General features: G+C 70.4%; 14 protein-coding genes, 1 tRNA gene and 1 pseudogene. 11 read left to right on the top strand and 5 right to left on the bottom strand.

Annotated elements, in window-relative coordinates; all coding sequences use genetic code 11:
• The 4 genes and pseudogenes from DWB05_RS08125 to DWB05_RS08110 form a co-directional block, all read left to right on the top strand.
• Positions 1 to 556 (top strand): annotated as a pseudogene (locus DWB05_RS08125) (DNA polymerase III subunit gamma/tau); the annotation flags it as partial.
• Positions 553 to 876: a YbaB/EbfC family nucleoid-associated protein gene (locus DWB05_RS08120; protein ID WP_114376723.1), complete on the top strand. Its 324-nt coding sequence runs from the start codon at positions 553 to 555 to the stop codon at positions 874 to 876. The pseudogene DWB05_RS08125 and the gene DWB05_RS08120, both read left to right, overlap by 4 nt.
• A gap of 75 nt (positions 877 to 951) precedes the next feature.
• Positions 952 to 2,571, top strand: coding sequence for a heparinase II/III family protein (locus tag DWB05_RS08115; RefSeq protein ID WP_198669107.1), 1,620 nt, complete (start codon positions 952 to 954; stop codon positions 2,569 to 2,571).
• Between the two features lie 79 nt (positions 2,572 to 2,650).
• On the top strand, positions 2,651 to 3,793 hold the full coding sequence (locus DWB05_RS08110) for a glycosyltransferase (protein ID WP_114376722.1): 1,143 nt from the start codon (positions 2,651 to 2,653) through the stop codon (positions 3,791 to 3,793).
• A gap of 56 nt (positions 3,794 to 3,849) precedes the next feature.
• Here DWB05_RS08110 and DWB05_RS08105 read toward each other — a convergent pair whose 3' ends face one another.
• Complete coding sequence (locus tag DWB05_RS08105; RefSeq protein WP_114376721.1) at positions 3,850 to 4,803, bottom strand: calcium/sodium antiporter; 954 nt, start codon at positions 4,801 to 4,803, stop codon at positions 3,850 to 3,852.
• Positions 4,804 to 4,968: 165 nt separating this feature from the next.
• Between DWB05_RS08105 and DWB05_RS08100 the strand changes: the two genes are divergently transcribed.
• On the top strand, positions 4,969 to 5,595 hold the full coding sequence (locus DWB05_RS08100) for a MarC family protein (RefSeq protein ID WP_114376720.1): 627 nt from the start codon (positions 4,969 to 4,971) through the stop codon (positions 5,593 to 5,595).
• A 6-nt stretch (positions 5,596 to 5,601) separates the two neighbouring features.
• Here the strand turns inward: DWB05_RS08100 and DWB05_RS08095 are convergent, their stop codons facing one another.
• A complete protein-coding gene (locus DWB05_RS08095; protein ID WP_114376719.1) occupies positions 5,602 to 6,771 on the bottom strand; it encodes a M20 aminoacylase family protein in 1,170 nt (389 codons plus the stop codon).
• On the bottom strand, positions 6,771 to 7,592 hold the full coding sequence (locus tag DWB05_RS08090; RefSeq protein WP_157967132.1) for an SDR family oxidoreductase: 822 nt from the start codon (positions 7,590 to 7,592) through the stop codon (positions 6,771 to 6,773). Before DWB05_RS08090 ends, DWB05_RS08095 begins: the two co-directional genes overlap by 1 nt.
• A 175-nt stretch (positions 7,593 to 7,767) precedes the next feature.
• On the opposite strand from DWB05_RS08090, the gene rplM reads away from it, so the two are divergent.
• From rplM to argC, 3 genes are all read left to right on the top strand, one after another.
• Positions 7,768 to 8,232: a 50S ribosomal protein L13 gene (gene rplM, locus DWB05_RS08085; protein WP_114376717.1), complete on the top strand. Its 465-nt coding sequence runs from the start codon at positions 7,768 to 7,770 to the stop codon at positions 8,230 to 8,232.
• A gap of 2 nt (positions 8,233 to 8,234) precedes the next feature.
• Positions 8,235 to 8,729 (top strand): 30S ribosomal protein S9, encoded by a 495-nt coding sequence (rpsI, locus tag DWB05_RS08080; RefSeq protein WP_114376716.1) that lies wholly within the window; start codon positions 8,235 to 8,237, stop codon positions 8,727 to 8,729.
• Positions 8,730 to 8,824: 95 nt separating this feature from the next.
• Complete coding sequence (gene argC, locus DWB05_RS08075) at positions 8,825 to 9,775, top strand: N-acetyl-gamma-glutamyl-phosphate reductase (RefSeq protein ID WP_114376715.1); 951 nt, start codon at positions 8,825 to 8,827, stop codon at positions 9,773 to 9,775.
• Positions 9,776 to 9,854: 79 nt separating this feature from the next.
• Here argC and DWB05_RS08070 read toward each other — a convergent pair.
• A tRNA-His gene (locus DWB05_RS08070) sits at positions 9,855 to 9,930 on the bottom strand.
• A 17-nt stretch (positions 9,931 to 9,947) separates the two neighbouring features.
• Positions 9,948 to 11,165: an aminotransferase gene (locus tag DWB05_RS08065; protein WP_114376714.1), complete on the bottom strand. Its 1,218-nt coding sequence runs from the start codon at positions 11,163 to 11,165 to the stop codon at positions 9,948 to 9,950.
• A 215-nt stretch (positions 11,166 to 11,380) separates the two neighbouring features.
• On the opposite strand from DWB05_RS08065, the gene DWB05_RS08060 reads away from it, so the two are divergent.
• From DWB05_RS08060 to DWB05_RS08050, 3 genes are all read left to right on the top strand, one after another.
• A complete protein-coding gene (locus DWB05_RS08060; RefSeq protein WP_114376713.1) occupies positions 11,381 to 11,719 on the top strand; it encodes a P-II family nitrogen regulator in 339 nt (112 codons plus the stop codon).
• Between the two features lie 178 nt (positions 11,720 to 11,897).
• Positions 11,898 to 13,316 carry a type I glutamate--ammonia ligase gene (glnA, locus tag DWB05_RS08055; protein WP_232818463.1) on the top strand — a complete coding sequence of 473 codons (1,419 nt, stop codon included), beginning with the start codon at positions 11,898 to 11,900 and terminating at the stop codon, positions 13,314 to 13,316.
• 166 nt (positions 13,317 to 13,482) lie between these two features.
• The gene (locus DWB05_RS08050; protein ID WP_114376711.1) at positions 13,483 to 15,225 is read left to right on the top strand and encodes a SulP family inorganic anion transporter; all 1,743 of its coding nucleotides are present in this window, start codon (positions 13,483 to 13,485) and stop codon (positions 15,223 to 15,225) included.
• The last annotated feature ends 12 nt before the right edge of the window (positions 15,226 to 15,237 follow it).

The raw sequence follows: 15,237 nt of genomic DNA, 5'->3' as shown, positions 1-15,237 counted from the left end.
CCCCGCCCCGCCTCGGGCGCCCGTGGCGGGCCTGCCGCGCGCCGGCGGGCGGGCAGCCGCGGCGGTGGCGGTGCAAGCGGAGGCGGCCGCGCCATCGCCCCCCTCGCCGCGCAGCCTGGAGGAGATCGCGGCACTCGCCTCCGAACGGGGCGAACTTCGCCTGGCCTCCTCGATTCGAGCCTTCGTCCGCCCTGTCCGCATCGCCGAGGGCTTGCTCGAGTTCCGCCCCGAGGCCGATGCGCCGCGCGACCTCGCTCCGCGGCTTGCCGCCTTTCTCACCGAGGCGACCGGTCGGCGCTGGACGGTCGCCGTCTCGGCCGAAGCGGGCGCTCCCACTCTTGTCGAACGCGATCGTCTGCGGCACGACGCTTTGCGCGCCCGACTCGAGCGGCACCCGCTGGTGCGCGCCATTCTCGATGCCTTTCCGGGTGCCAGCATCGCCGCCGTGCGCGAGGCCTCGGCGATGCCCGCCCAGCCGCGCGACGTCGCAGCGCGCGATGCCGAAGCGGCGGATGTCGTGTTCGACGACGCCCTCGAGCCGGAGGACCAAGCATGAAGAACCTCGCCCAGATGATGAAGCAGGCCCAGGCGATGCAGAGCCGCATGGAGGAGATGCAGTCGCGGCTCGCCACGCTGGAGGTCGAGGGGGCGGCCGGTGCGGGCATGGTGAAGGTGGTCATGTCCGGGCGGGCGGAGGTGCGTCGGGTGAAGATCGACCCCTCCTTGCTCGACCCGAACGAGGTCGAGGTGCTCGAGGACCTGATCGTCGCCGCGATCGCGGACGCGAAGGCGAAGGCGGAGAACCTGGTCGCCGAGGAGGTGGCGAAGATCACCGGCGGGCTCGAACTTCCGGCCGGCTTCAAGCTGCCGTTCTGAGGAGACCGGCAGGGCGGGGCCCGAGCGCGGGCACGACCCGGCCACACGACGTTCCCCGACAATTTTTCCAAGGCGATGGCCGCCGATTTCGATCCAAGCCGCTGGTTGCGCTCCGCCCGGCGCCTCCTTGGCCGTCTGCCCAGCGTCTCGGCGACGTTCGCGCGCATCCCCAGTCAGCCGGCTCTGGCGTTGCGCGACCCCTGGCCCGGCGACCCGACGCAAGGCGGGCGACTACTGAAAGGCGAACTCGCCGCCTGCGGGGCCGTCGTGCCACTCCTGCCCGAGGCTTGGGGAACGACATGGCCCCCCGTCGTGGCCGAAGCGGCACACGGGTTCGCTTGGCTGCGCGACCTGCGCGCGCTGGGCAGCGATGCCGCCCGGTTGCGCGCCCGCGCCCTGATCCTCGGCTGGCTCGAGGCGGCACCGCGCCTCTCTCCGACCGCCTTCGGCGAGGCCGCGACGGGCGCCCGCCTCGCGGCTTGGCTCACGCACTGGGATTTCGTCGCGGCTTCGGCCGACGAAGCGTTCCGCCAGGCGATGATGGCGCGCGTCTGGGAGGATGCGCGCGACCTCGCGGCTGCCTTGCCGGCGGAGACGATGGATCGGCGCGCCTTCACCGTGTTGAAGGGCCTGGTCGCCGCCGGCGCCGCCCTGCCGGGCGGCGAGGCGTGGCTCGCGCGCGCCCTGCGCTTCCTCGGCCAGGAGATCGAGCGGCAGATCCTCCCTGATGGCGGCCATGTCGAGCGCAGCCCCGAGGGCCTCGCTGCCGTGCTGATGGACCTCATCGAGATTCGCGGCTGGCTCGCCGCGGCGAAGGTCGCGATCCCGGATTCGCTCGCTGCCGCCATTGCGCGCGCCGCCCCGATGCTCGCCGCGCTGCGTCACGGCGACGGTGGGCTTGCCCTGTTCAACGGCTCGCGCGAGGGCTCCGCATCCCTCCTTTCGCTCCTCCTCGCCCAGACCGAGGCGCGCATTCGCCCGGCCACGCGCTCGCCCGCGATGCGGCTCGAGCGTCTCGCTGCCGGCCGCACCGTGCTGATCGTCGATGCCGGGCCACCGCCGCCGCGCGGCCAGGACAGGCTGAGCCACGCCGGCACGCTTTCCTTCGAACTTTCGGTCGGGCGCGATCGGCTGATCGTCAACTGCGGCGCCGCCCCCGCCGCCCCGGACGCTTGGCGCGACGCGCTGCGCGCCACCGCCGCGCACTCCACGCTGGTGATCGCCGACGTGAACTCGTCGGAACTGAAGCCCGAAGGCCTCGGCCGCCGCCCTGAGGACGTGACCCTGCAACGGCACGAGGCGAACGGCGCCCATTGGTTGGACGCCACCCATGACGGCTGGCGCAAGCCGTTCGGCGCCATCCATCGCCGCCGTCTCTATCTCGGCGACAGCGGCGAGGACATCCGTGGCGAGGACGCGATCGAGGCCCCCCTGCCCCAGCCCTTCGCCATCCGGTTCCATCTCCATCCGTCGGTGACCGCGAGCTTGCAGCAGGACGGTGCGGGCGTGCTGTTGCGCACGCCGAACAGCGGCGGTTTCGTCATGCGCGCCGACGGGGCACGGCTCTCGCTCGAGGAGAGCGTCTATGCCGGAACGGATGAGCGTCGGCGCACCCAGCAGATCGTGCTGTCGGGCGGGCCCGAGGACGGGCCTTGCCTGGTGAAATGGGCGATCACGCGGGCGGGGGCAGGCTGACGCCCGTTATGCGCAGCCAGATCGCGGCGTTCGTCCGCGCACGGCACGCGCCCATCCGCCGCAGGCGGCCGGCGAACCGATGACGATACCGAAACGGATCCTGCAGGTCGCCGCCATCGACTTCCAGGTGCGGCACTTCCTGCTGCCCCTGATGCGCGCGCTGCGCGACCGCGGACACATCGTCGAGGTCGCAGCCGCCGATGGGTCCGACCTCGACCCGGCGCGAGCGGAGGGGTTCCCGATCCACCCCGTGCCGTTCGCGCGCAGCCTCGATCTCGCGGCACACTTCCGGGCGTATCGGCGCCTGCGCGAGCTCCTGCGACGGGAACGGTTCGACATCGTGCACGGGCACTATCCGGTCGCCGGCCACATCGCGCGTCTCGCCGCGCGTGCCGCTCGCGTGCCCGAGATCGTCTACACCTCGCACGGCTATTCCTTCCTCAAGCCCGGCAATCCCGTGGTGCGCGCGCTGATGTTCGGCGCCGAGGCGCTCGCCGCCCGCTGCCAGACCACGCTGTTCACGCAGAGCAGCGAAGAGGCACGGGTCGCCGAGCGGCTTCACCTTGCCCCGCGCCGCGGCGCGATCGCCATCGGCAACGGGGTCGATCCCGCCCGCTTCCATCCCGTGCGCGACGAGGCCGACCGTACCGATCGCGCACGCCTGCGCGCCGAGGCCGGCACGCCCGAAGACGCGGTGGTGCTGGTCATCGTCTCGCGCCTGGTTGCGCACAAGGGGCACGCGGAACTCTTCGCCGCCGCCGAGCGTCTGCCGGCGGCCCATGTCTGGGTGGTGGGCGAGCGTCTCGCCTCCGACCACGGCGCGCGGCTCGATGCGGTGATCGCGCGTGCCCGCCAGACTCTCGGGGCGCGGCTCGTGCTGCTCGGCCGGCGGACGGATGTCGAGCGCGTGCTGCGTGCGGCCGACATCTTCGTGCTGCCCTCGCATTTCGAGGGCATGCCGCGCACGGTGGCGGAGGCGATGATGAGCGGGTTGCCGGTGGTGGCGACCGACATTCGCGGCACGCGCGAGCAGGTGGTGGAGGGCGAGACCGGGCATCTCGTGCCGGTGGGCGACGTCGCGGCCCTCGCCGAAGCGCTGGCCCCGCTGGTGGCGGATGCCACGCTGCGGGCCCGCTATGGAACTGCCGCGCGGGTGCGCGCCGAGGCGCTGTTCGACGAACGGGCGGTGATCGCGCGCCAACTCGAGGCGCTGGGGCTCTAGGTTCGCATCCCGTGCCTCGCGGCGGATCCGGAGAACGGGTGACCCGTCCGGGGCCGTCAGGCGAAGAACGCGAGCCGTCCGACGTAGCCCAGGTATCCCGCCAGCATGAGCGCGGCGAGCGCCCGCCCGACGCGTCCCGCCACGAGAGCGGGCAACAGGAAGAGGGCGAAAACGGCCATCACCCACATCTCGACGCGTGCGATCTCGGGCGCGATCGGCACCGGTGCGATCAGCGACGCTACGCCGAGGATGGCGAGGATGTTGTAGATGTTCGAACCCAGGATGTTGCCGAGCGCGATCTCGGAGTGCCGACGGAACGCGGCGACGACGGAGGTTGCGAGCTCCGGGAGCGAGGTGCCGACGGCAACGAGGGTAAGGCCGATCACCACCTCGCTCACCCCGAAGGCGCGCGCGATGTTCACCGCCGCCCCGATCATCAGCTCGCCCCCGACCACGAGCAGGGCGATGCCGCCGAGCACCATCACCACGGCGAGCCACAGGCGCAGCGGCACCGCCCCCACCTCCTCGGCTTCCGCCGCATGCAGGGAGCCCGAGGGCGTGTCGCCGCGACGCTCCTGCAGGTAGGTCAGCGCGGTCATACCGGTGAGGAGGCCGAGGCAGAGGAGCCCGTGCCACCACACGAGCCGGTCGGCGGTCAGCGCGATGGCGAGGAAGACGGCAGTGGCGGCGAAGACGAACACCCCATCGCGGCGGATGGCCTGCGGGCGGATCGCGATCGGATGGATCAGCGCCGCAGTCCCCAGGATGAGCCCGATATTGGCGATGTTCGAGCCCACCACGTTGCCGATGGCGATGCCCCCCAAACCTTTCAGCGCCGCCTCGATGGAGACGACGAGTTCGGGCGTGGACGTGCCCCAGGCGACGACGGTCACCCCGATCAGCAGCGGATTGACGCCGAGGCGTCGGGCGAGGGCCACACCGCCGCGCACCAGACCATCGGCGCCGAGAACGAGCAGGGCGAGCCCCGAGACGAGCCAAACGAGATCCATCGGACAGCCTCTTCGACACGGTCGAAGCGGTCCGACATCGCGCGACGCGCGCAGCGCCGCGCCAGAGGGGCCCGGACCCTCGAGCTGGGCGGGAGGTGGGGGTGTCGAGCGGCGCGATCAAGAGCCCGTTGACAGGCCGCGCCCCGCTGTGCGGCAAGCCGGCCCGTGCTCGAGCTCTTCCTCTACGCCTTCGTCGCGCTCCTGGTGATCCTCGACCCGCCCGGCACGGCGGCGATCTTCCTTGCCATGACGCCGCGCGACACGGCGGAGGAACGCCGCGCGCAGGCCATGAAGGCCTGCCTGATCGCCGGCGTCGTGCTCGTCTTCTTCGCCATCGGCGGGGAGTTCCTGTTGCGCGCACTCGGCATCGGCTTGCCCGCCTTCCAGGTCGCGGGCGGCGTGCTCCTGTTCCTGCTCGCCGCCGACATGGTGATGGTGCGGCATTCGGGACTGCGCACCACCGAGCGCGAGCAGGCGGAAGCGGAGGCCGCCGATCACGACATCTCGGTCTTCCCGCTTGCCATCCCGTTGATCGCAGGGCCGGGGGCAATGACGACCATGGTGCTGTTGCGCGGCCGCGCCGGCGACGACCCCGTGCTGCTCGCCATCGTGTTCGCCGCCCTCGTGCTCGCCCTCCTCGCCACCCTCGCCGCCATGCTGGCCGCCGTGCCGCTCATGCGCCTCCTCGGCCGCACGGGGGCGGACGTGATCAGCCGCGTTCTCGGCGTGGTCCTCGCCGCCCTTGCCGCTCAGATCGCGCTGGACGGGCTGCGCGCCTTCCTGCTCGCCTGAGACGGGTCAGGCGAGGATCCGTTCCGCCAGCGTGGCGTACCAGGAGGCGCCGATCGGGAGCGCCTCATCGTTGAAATCATATTTCGGATGGTGGACGACCGGATCGTCCTCCGTGCGCGCGGTGCCGAGCAGCAGATACGAGCCCGGAACTTTTTCCAGCATGAAGGCGAAGTCCTCTCCGCCCATCGAGGGCCGGGGCGCCTCCATCACCCGCGCCTCGCCCTGCACGGCCGCGGCCGCCTCGCGCGCGAGCACGGTGGCATGGGGGTCGTTCACGGTGGCGGGATAGGCGCGCTCGAAGGTCACCTCAGCGGTCGCGCCGAAGGCCGCCGCGACGTGCCGCGCGGTCTCCGCCAAACGTCGCTCGATCAGCTCGCCCGCCTCCGGCGTGAACCAGCGCGCAGTGCCGCGCAGCCGCACCGTTTCGGGGATCACGTTGTGCGCATCGCCTCCCTCCAGCCAGGTGATGGAGACCACGCCGGCGTCGGTCGGCTCAAGGTTGCGCGACACGATGCCCTGCACGGCGGTGATCACGTGCGCGGCGGCGAGCACCGGGTCGATGCCGAGATTGGGCATCGCGCCGTGCGCGCCCTTGCCGCGGATGACGATGTCGATCCCCGCCACCGCCGCCATGACGGGGCCGTTCCGCCACAGGAACAGGCCGAACGGTGCGCGCGGCCAGTTGTGCAGCCCGAACACGTGCTCGACGGGGAAGCGCTCGAACAGCCCCTCGTCGATCATCACCTTGGCCCCGCCCAGCATCTCCTCCGCCGGCTGGAAGATGACGTAGACCGTGCCGGCGAAGTTCCGCGTCTCGGCAAGATATTTCGCTGCGCCGAGCAGCATGGCGGTGTGCCCGTCATGGCCGCAGGCGTGCATCACGCCCGGCCGGGTCGAGGCGTAAGGAAGACCGGTTTCCTCGCGGATCGGCAGCGCATCCATGTCGGCGCGCAACCCGATCGCGCGGGCGCCTGGGCGCGCGCCACGGATGACACCGACCACACCGGTCTTCGCGATCCCCGTGTGCACCTCGTCGACCCCGAAGGCCTTCAGCTTTTCGGCGACGATGCGGCTCGTCCGCTCCTCCTGAAAAGCGAGTTCGGGATGGGCGTGGAAGTCGCGCCGCCATGCCGTCATCTCGGCATGGAACGCGGCGATTCGGTTGTGCACGGGCATCAGCGGATTCTCCCCTCGCGCATATCGCCGTGGCCGAAGGTGCGCGCAAGCCCCACTTGGAGTGGCATCGGATCGAAACCGAGAAGATCTCGCGCAAGGGTGATGTCGAAGGCCTTGTCCTCGACCAGGCGGCGGATCTCGGCGCGGCGGATCCGCGGCAGCCCAGGCAGAGCCGAAACGATGGCGCCGAGGGCGAACGCCACGACGAGCGGAACCGGGAGGATGGCCACACGTCGTCCCGCCGCGGCCGCTACCGCGCGCACGAAGTCGGCGTAGGCCACAGGCTCGGGCCCGGCGAGCACGATCGGCTCGCGGTGCCGCAGGCGCCGTCGCACGGCGGCAACCACCGCGCGCGCGACATCCTCCGTGTGCACGGGCTGAATCAGCGAACGGCCACCGTTCGGCAAAGGAACCAGGCCGAAGCGCGCGAGGGCGGCGATGCGGCGGACGTTGTTCTCTCCGCCCGCGCCGTAGATCATCGTGGGATAGAGGAGCACGCCCGGGCTGCCCAAGGCGGCGAAGGCGTGTTCGAGCGCGATCACCGTCGCCGCGCGATGGTCGGGCCAAGCGGTCCAGCGCCGGGTGGAGCCGAGCAGAACGAGGTGCGGCCAGGGCGGAGCGAGGGCGGAGAGAAGAGCGACCGACGCCTCGGCCGGGGCGCAGGAAACGACGCTGTCCATGCCGGCGCAGGCTTCGGCCTGCGAGACCGCGTCCGGCGCGACGACGAGTTCCGCCTCGCGCGGTGCATCGGTGGCGCGCGTGCGATCGCGCACGATCGCGCGCACGGCGAAGCCCGCCGTGCACAGGGCGCGTGCGACCACGGCACCGGTCCTGCGACCGGCGGCGAGCACGGCGACGCGGGGTCTCGCCTCAGACGCCGGCATGCTGTGGTAATCTGGTACCGCTCATTGCGACGCGGCTTTCGGCTTGACTTTCCGGCGCCCCCTGCGTAGTGAGCGCGCCTCGCGCAGTGATGCGGTTTTGCGGAACGAAACGATGAAGAGCACGCCCTCGCTCAAGCCCTCCAACGTGAAGAAGGAGTGGTGGCTGATCGATGCCGACGGCCTGGTTCTCGGCCGGCTGGCCTCGCTGATCGCGTCACGGCTGCGCGGCAAGCACAAGCCCACCTTCACGCCGCATGTCGATTGCGGCGATCACGTCGTCGTCGTCAACGCCGAGAAGGTGCGGGTGACGGGCAACAAGGCGAACGACAAGGTGTTCTACTGGCATACGGGCTATCCCGGCGGGGTGAAGGCACGCACCATCGGGCAGCGGCTCGCCTCACGCCATCCCGAGCGCGTGATCGAGAAGGCGGTCGAGCGGATGATCACCCGTGGCCCGCTGGGTCGGAAGCAGATGCGCAATTTGCACGTCTATGCGGGGCCGAACCATCCGCACCAGGGCCAGGCCCCGAAGCCGCTCGACGTCGCCGCGATGAACCGCAAGAACAAGGTGGCCTGACGATGACCGCGGAAGCGCAAGCCGTCCGTTCGCTCGCCGATCTGAAGGAGTTGGGGCTCGGCACCGCCGCCGCGGCGGAGGCACCGAAGCGCGAACCGAAGCGCGACGCGCTGGGGCGCGCCTATGCCACGGGGCGGCGCAAGGACGCCGTCGCCCGCGTCTGGATCAAACCCGGCACGGGCAAGATGGAGGTGAACGGGCGGACGGCCGAGCAGTACTTCGCCCGCCCCGTGCTGCGGATGCTGATCGCGCAGCCCTTCCTGGTCGCCGATCGCTACAACCAATTCGACGTGTACTGCACCGTCTCTGGCGGCGGCCTCTCCGGCCAGGCGGGCGCGCTTCGCCACGGCATCAGCCGGGCGCTGGTGAACTACGACCCGGAGCTGCGCAAGATCCTCAAGGCGGCGGGTCTGCTCACGCGCGACCCGCGCGTGGTCGAGCGCAAGAAGTACGGCCGACGGAAGGCGCGCCGCAGCTTCCAGTTCTCGAAGCGCTGATCGCTGGGTGGGGCTCGGGCGGGGGCGCGCTGCGGCGCCCTTGCCGAGCCCCGCTGCGCCGACCAGGATCGCCCGAGGGCCGAGGAGGGAAGGCGATGGCGCCCATCCGTGTCTTCATCGACGGCGAAGCGGGCACGACGGGGCTGCAGATCCGCGATCGGCTCGCGAACCGTTCCGAGTTTCGCCTCCTTTCCGTCGACCCCGCACGGCGCAAGGACCCGGCCGCGCGGGCGGAAGCCATGGCGTCGGCCGATGTCGCCGTGCTCTGCCTGCCCGACGAGGCGGCGCGCGAGGCGGTGGCCCTCGCCGCCTCGCTGCCGGGCGGAGGCCCGCGGCTGCTCGACGCCTCCACCGCACACCGCGTCGCCGAAGGGTGGGTCTACGGTTTCCCTGAACTCTCGTCCGACCAGCCGGCAGCGATCGCGCAGGCACGACGCGTCGCCAACCCGGGCTGCTATCCGACCGGAGCGATCGCGCTTCTTCGCCCACTCGTCGATGCCGGGCTGATCCCGCCCGACTTTCCGCTCACCATCAACGCCGTTTCCGGCTACTCCGGTGGCGGGCGGGCGATGATCGAAGCCTACGAGAAGGGGAAGGCGCCGCCGTTCGAACTCTACGCCCTGGGGCTGGAGCACAAGCACCTGCCCGAGATCATGCGCTACGCGGGGCTTTCACGCCGGCCGATCTTCGTCCCCTCGGTCGGCAATTTCCGCCAGGGCATGCTGGTCTCGATACCGCTCCATCTCGATGCGCTGCCGGGGCGGCCGAAGGCGGCCGACCTCGAGGCCGTGCTCGCCGCGCACTATCGCGGTTCAACCTACGTGTCGGTCGTTGCCGCCGACGGGCTGGCGCGCCTCGAACCCGAAGCGCTGAACGGCACCAACCGGCTCGAACTGTTCGTCTTCCGCAACGCGGCTCACCCCCACGCCGTGCTGGTCGCGCGGCTGGACAACCTGGGCAAGGGCGCCTCCGGCGCGGCGGTGCAGAACCTCGAGACCATGTTCGGCCTCACGGCGGCGGAGCCCGTCCACACCGCGCAGGCGTGAGTGCGGCCTCGCGGCCCGGCAGCGGCTGATTTGGCTTCGGCGTCGCTGAGGCCGAGCGATCACGGCCCGGCCGGCGGGGTGGGGCGACCTACGGGACTCGAACCCGTGACATCCAGGACCACAACCTGGCGCTCTACCAACTGAGCTAAGGCCGCCGCCCGAGGCGGGCTTCCTACGCCCTCGCCGCGCGGCCCGTCAACGCCTCGGAAGCCGCCTCCGACCTGCGCTCGGCGAAGGCCGTGGCCAGCCGACGCAGCGCCTCGTCGATCGTCGCGTCGCGCTTGCAGAAGGCGAAGCGGACGAGGTGGCGCGGTGCGGTCGCGGGGTCGGCATAGAAGGCGCTGACCGGGATCGCGGTCACCTTCGCCGTCTCGGTGAGCCAACGGCAGAAGGCCGCATCGTCGCGCGCCATGCCGAGCGGGCGGATGTCGGCGGTGACGAAGTAGGAGCCCCGCGCCTCCAGCACCTCGAAGCCGATGGCGGCGAGGCCGCGGGCAAGGCGGTCTCGCTTGGCGGCAAGCCCTTCGGCGAGGCCCGCGAAGTACGCGTCGGGCAGGCCGAGACCGACCGCCACAGCGCGCTGCAGGTTGGGTGGCGTGGTGAAGGTCAGCAGCTGGTGCGCCTTGGCGATGCTGCGGGCGAGCGGGGCGGGGGCGGTGACGTAGCCCACCTTCCAGCCGGTGAGGCTGAACGTCTTGCCCGCGCTGCCGATGCGCACGCACCGTTCGCGCATCCCCGGCAGGCTCATCAGCGGGATGTGCCGCCAGCCGTCGAAGGTGATGTGTTCGTACACCTCGTCGCAAACGGCGTAGGCGTCGTGGCGCGCGAGCAGGTCGGCGAGGAAGGCGAGTTCGGCCGTGGTGAACACCTTCGCGGTCGGGTTGTGCGGCGTGTTCAGGAGGAGCGCTTTGGTGCGCTGCCCGAAGGCAGCGGCGAGATCGGCGCGCGGCAGGTCCCAGCGCGGCGGCTCGAGGCGCACGAGGCGCGGCACCGCGCCCAACATCCGCACCACCGGCAGGTAGGTGTCGTAGAGCGGTTCGATCAGCACCACCTCATCGCCCGGATCGAGCAGCGCCATCAGCGAGGCGGTGATGGCCTCGGTGGCACCGGAAGTGACGACGACCTCGCTGTCGGGATCGACCGCGATGCCCCAGAAGCGCCGGTTCGCCTCAGCCACCGCGCGGCGGAGCTCAGGCACACCGGTCAGCGGCGGGTATTGGTTGCGGCCATCGAGCAGGGCCTCGGCAGCGGCGCGCACAACCGCCTCCGGCCCTTCCTCGTCAGGAAAACCCTGGCCGAGATTGATCGCGCCGTGTTCGGCGGCGAGCGCCGACATCACCGTGAAGATCGTGGTGCCGGTGGCGGCGAGCAGGCTGTTGAGGGGTTTCATCGTCCGCTGGCGTAGTCCTCGTGATCGTCGATCGTGGCGGGGTGATGTCTTCCGCGCAAGATCTGCTCAAGTTTTAGGCAGGCGCTGCTGCCGCCCTGTCGTCCCTCCGCCCTTGCCCCCCGCCGCCTTGGCGTGCGAGGAAACCATGGTCCGGCGCCGGGCTGCGGCGGGGCCGGAGCCAGGAACGCCAACGCCCCCGCGGCGGTCGGGTCGCCATGAAGAAGATCGAGGCCATCATCAAGCCGTTCAAACTGGACGAGGTGAAGGACGCCCTGCACGAAGTGGGGTTGCAGGGCATTACCGTGGTGGAGGCGAAAGGGTTCGGCCGCCAGAAGGGGCATACCGAGCTCTATCGCGGCGCCGAATACGTGGTGGATTTCCTGCCCAAGGTGAAGATCGAGGTGGTTTGTGAGGACTCGATGGTGGAGCGGGCCATCGAGGCGATCATGAACGCCGCGCGCACCGGCCGCATCGGCGACGGCAAGATCTTCGTCTCCACCGTCGAGGAGGCGATCCGCATCCGCACCGGCGAGCGGGGCGAGGAAGCGATCTGACTCTCCCCGCGCGGGGGGCTTGCGCCGTCCGGCCCGGCGTGTGCATGGGGCGGATGGCGAGGGCTGAACTGGGACGCGGCGCGGCGCGCGGACGCCGCCGCCTCCGTTCGGTCTGACCACTGGGCCACGTCAGGCCCAAACCTTCCACTGGACTGCAACCCGAGAGGTCATGGGGACAATGGCTGCGACCGAAGACGTCAAGAAAGTGCTCGAGATGATCAAGGAGCACTCCGTCGAATACGTCGATCTCCGATTCACCGATCCGCGCGGCAAATGGCAGCACACCGCCCAGCACGTCAGCACGATCGGCGAGGACACCTTCACCGACGGCATCATGTTCGACGGCTCCTCGATCGCCGGCTGGAAGGCGATCAACGAGTCCGACATGATCCTGATGCCGGACCCGACGACGGCGTGCATGGACCCCTTCGCGGCCAAGCCGTCCCTGATCCTGTTCTGCGACATCTATGAGCCCTCCACGGGCCAGGCCTACACGCGCGACCCGCGCTCGACCGCGAAGAAGGCCGAGGAGTACCTGAAGTCCACCGGCATCGGTGACACCGCCTATTTCGGCCCCGAAGCGGAGTTCTTCGTCTTCGACAGCGTGAAGTTCGGCACGGGCGGCAACTACGGCATCTACCAGCTCGACAGCGTCGAAGGCCCGCAAGCGAGCCTGAAGGACTACCCCGAAGGCAACATGGGCCACCGCCCCGCCGTGAAGGGCGGCTACTTCCCGGTCCCGCCGGTGGACAGCGAGAGCGACCTGCGCGCCGAGATGCTCTCCACCATGGGTGAGATGGGGGTGATCATCGAAAAGCATCACCACGAGGTGGCGCAGAGCCAGCACGAGCTCGGCATGCGGTTCAACACGCTCGTGCGCATGGCCGACCAGATGCAGATCTACAAGTACGTCATCCACAACGTCGCGCACAGCTACGGCAAGACCGCGACGTTCATGCCGAAGCCGATCTACGGCGACAACGGCTCAGGCATGCACGTGCACCAGTCGATCTGGAAGGGCGGCAAGCCGCTGTTCGCCGGCAACGGCTACGCCGACCTTTCCGAACTCGCGCTCTACTACATCGGCGGCATCATCAAGCACGCCAAGGCGCTCAATGCTTTCACCAACCCGACCACCAACTCCTACAAGCGTCTGATCCCGGGCTTCGAGGCCCCCGTGCTGCTCGCCTACTCGGCGCGCAATCGTTCGGCCTCCTGCCGTATTCCCTACGCGACGAGCCCGAAAGCCAAGCGCGTCGAGGTCCGCTTCCCCGATCCCTCCGCCAACCCCTATCTCGCCTTCGCGGCGATGCTGATGGCGGGGCTCGATGGGATCCAGAACCGCATCCATCCAGGGGATGCGATGGACAAGGACCTCTATGACCTGCCGCCGGAGGAGCTGAAGGGCATCCCGACGGTGTGCGGCTCCTTGCGCGAGGCACTGCAGTCGCTCGAGGCCGACCACGAGTTCCTGCTCAAGGGCGACGTGTTCAACAAGGACCAGATCGAGTCCTACATCGCGCTCAAGTGGCAGGAGGTCTACCGCTTCGAGCACACCCCGCATCCGGTCGAGTTCGAGATGTACTACTCGGTCTGATCGCGGATCGGATCGCTTCTGCAACGGGGCGGCTCCGCGCGGAGCCGCCCCTCCCTTTTCCGCCGCCATTGCATCGCTTGCCCTCCCGCCCGTCCTGCGAGACGGGCGCGCAAGCCATGCCGAAGCTTCGCTTGCTGCGGCGCGACATGTTCGCGATCATCCGGCCATGCACAACGCCGCGCCCTCCGCGGCGACGACCGAGCCGGCCGCCGCCGCCTCGCCCACATGGCATCTCTTCGTTCCGAAGACCATCACCGTCCTGCGCCAGGGGTATCGCTTCACCGACCTGCGCGCCGACCTGATCGCCGGGCTGACGGTCGCCATCGTCGCCCTGCCGCTCGCGATGGCGCTCGCCATCGCCTCGGGCACCACGCCGGAGAAGGGCCTCGTCACCGCGGTCGTCGGCGGGTTCCTCGCTTCCCTCCTCGGCGGGGCGAGGTTCAACATCTCGGGGCCGACCGGCGCCTTCGTCGTCGTCGTCTTCGGGGTGATCGAGAAATACGGCTACGACGGCCTGGTCGCGGCCACACTGATGGCCGCCGCCATGCTGGTCGCGGCGGGACTTTTTCGCCTCGGCACCTGGATCAAGTACATCCCGGAACCGGTGGTGACCGGCTTCACTGCCGGCATCGCGGTGATCATCTTCTCGAGCCAGGTGCGTGATCTCGTGGGTCTCGAGATTGCGAAACTGCCGGGCGGAGTGGCCGGCCAGTGGCAGACATACTGGGCGGCGCGGGACACGCTCTCCGTCTCGGCGGTGCTCCTCTCGGCCGCCTGCCTCGTCGTCATCCTCGGCCTTCGGCGCGTCGCACCGCGCTTGCCGGGTTTCCTCATCGCCGTGGTCGGCGCCGCTGCCGCCACGGCCTTGCTCGGCCTGCCGGTGGAGACGATCGGCAGCCGTTTCGGCACCGTCTCGGGCGCGATCCCGCCGCCGTCGCTGCCGCACGTGCCGCTCGACAGGCTCGGCGACCTCCTCAGCCCCGCCTTCACGATCGCCTTCCTCGGCGGCCTCGAGTCGCTCCTCTGCGCCGTGGTTGCGGACGGCATGACCGGACGACGCCACCGCTCCAATTGCGAGCTGGTCGCGCAAGGCGTCGCCAACGCCGGCTCTGCCCTGGTCGGCGGCCTGCCGGTGACGGGCGCGATCGCGCGCACCGCGACCGCCATTCGCGCCGGCGCCCGCAGCCCTCTCACCGGCATCTTCCACGCCCTGTTCCTCCTCGTCGCGATGCAAGTCGCGATGCCGCTCGCCCGCCACATCCCCCTCGCCGCGCTCGCCGCCGTCCTCGTCGTCGTCGCCTGGAACATGAGCGAGCAGGATCGCGTGCGGCACATCCTGCACACGGCGCCGGTGGGCGAGCGTCTCGTGCTTCTCGCCACCTTCGGCCTCACCGTGCTGGTCGACCTCACCACCGCGATCGAGGTCGGCGTGGTGCTCTCCGCCATCCTGTTCATGCACGGCATGGCAGAGGCGGTCTCGCTCTCGCGCGACGGGGCGCAGATCGTGGCCCGCGACATCGACGACTTCACCCGCCCACCCGATGACCGGGCGATCCAGATCGACGCGCTGCCGCCCGGTGTGGAGGCGTTCAAGCTGTCCGGGCCCCTGTTCTTCGGCTCCGCCGGCAGGCTCGCCGACGTGATGGACCTCAGCCCCGGTCGGCCGCGCGCCTTCATCCTGCGCATGCGCGAGGTCCCGTTCATCGACACGAGCGGCGTCGCCGCCCTGGAGGCCTTCGTCCGCCGCAACCGCCTGCGCGGCACGACGGTGATCGTGACCGGAGTGCAGCCGCAGCCGCTTGCGGTGATGCGTCGCATGGGGCTGACGGAGACGACGCCGGGCTTCGTGCTGGCGCGCGACTTCAAGGAGGCGATCGCGATCGCGCAAGGCGGGGCGCCGCCTGCCTGAGCGGCGCGAGCA

This window comes from Elioraea thermophila (ex Habib et al. 2022) (genome assembly GCF_003336755.1).
In the GTDB taxonomy this organism is placed as follows: Bacteria; Pseudomonadota; Alphaproteobacteria; order Acetobacterales; family Acetobacteraceae; genus Elioraea; species Elioraea thermophila.
Note: the sequence above shows the minus strand (reverse complement) of the source record. Positions and strands in the feature narration are given on the sequence as shown.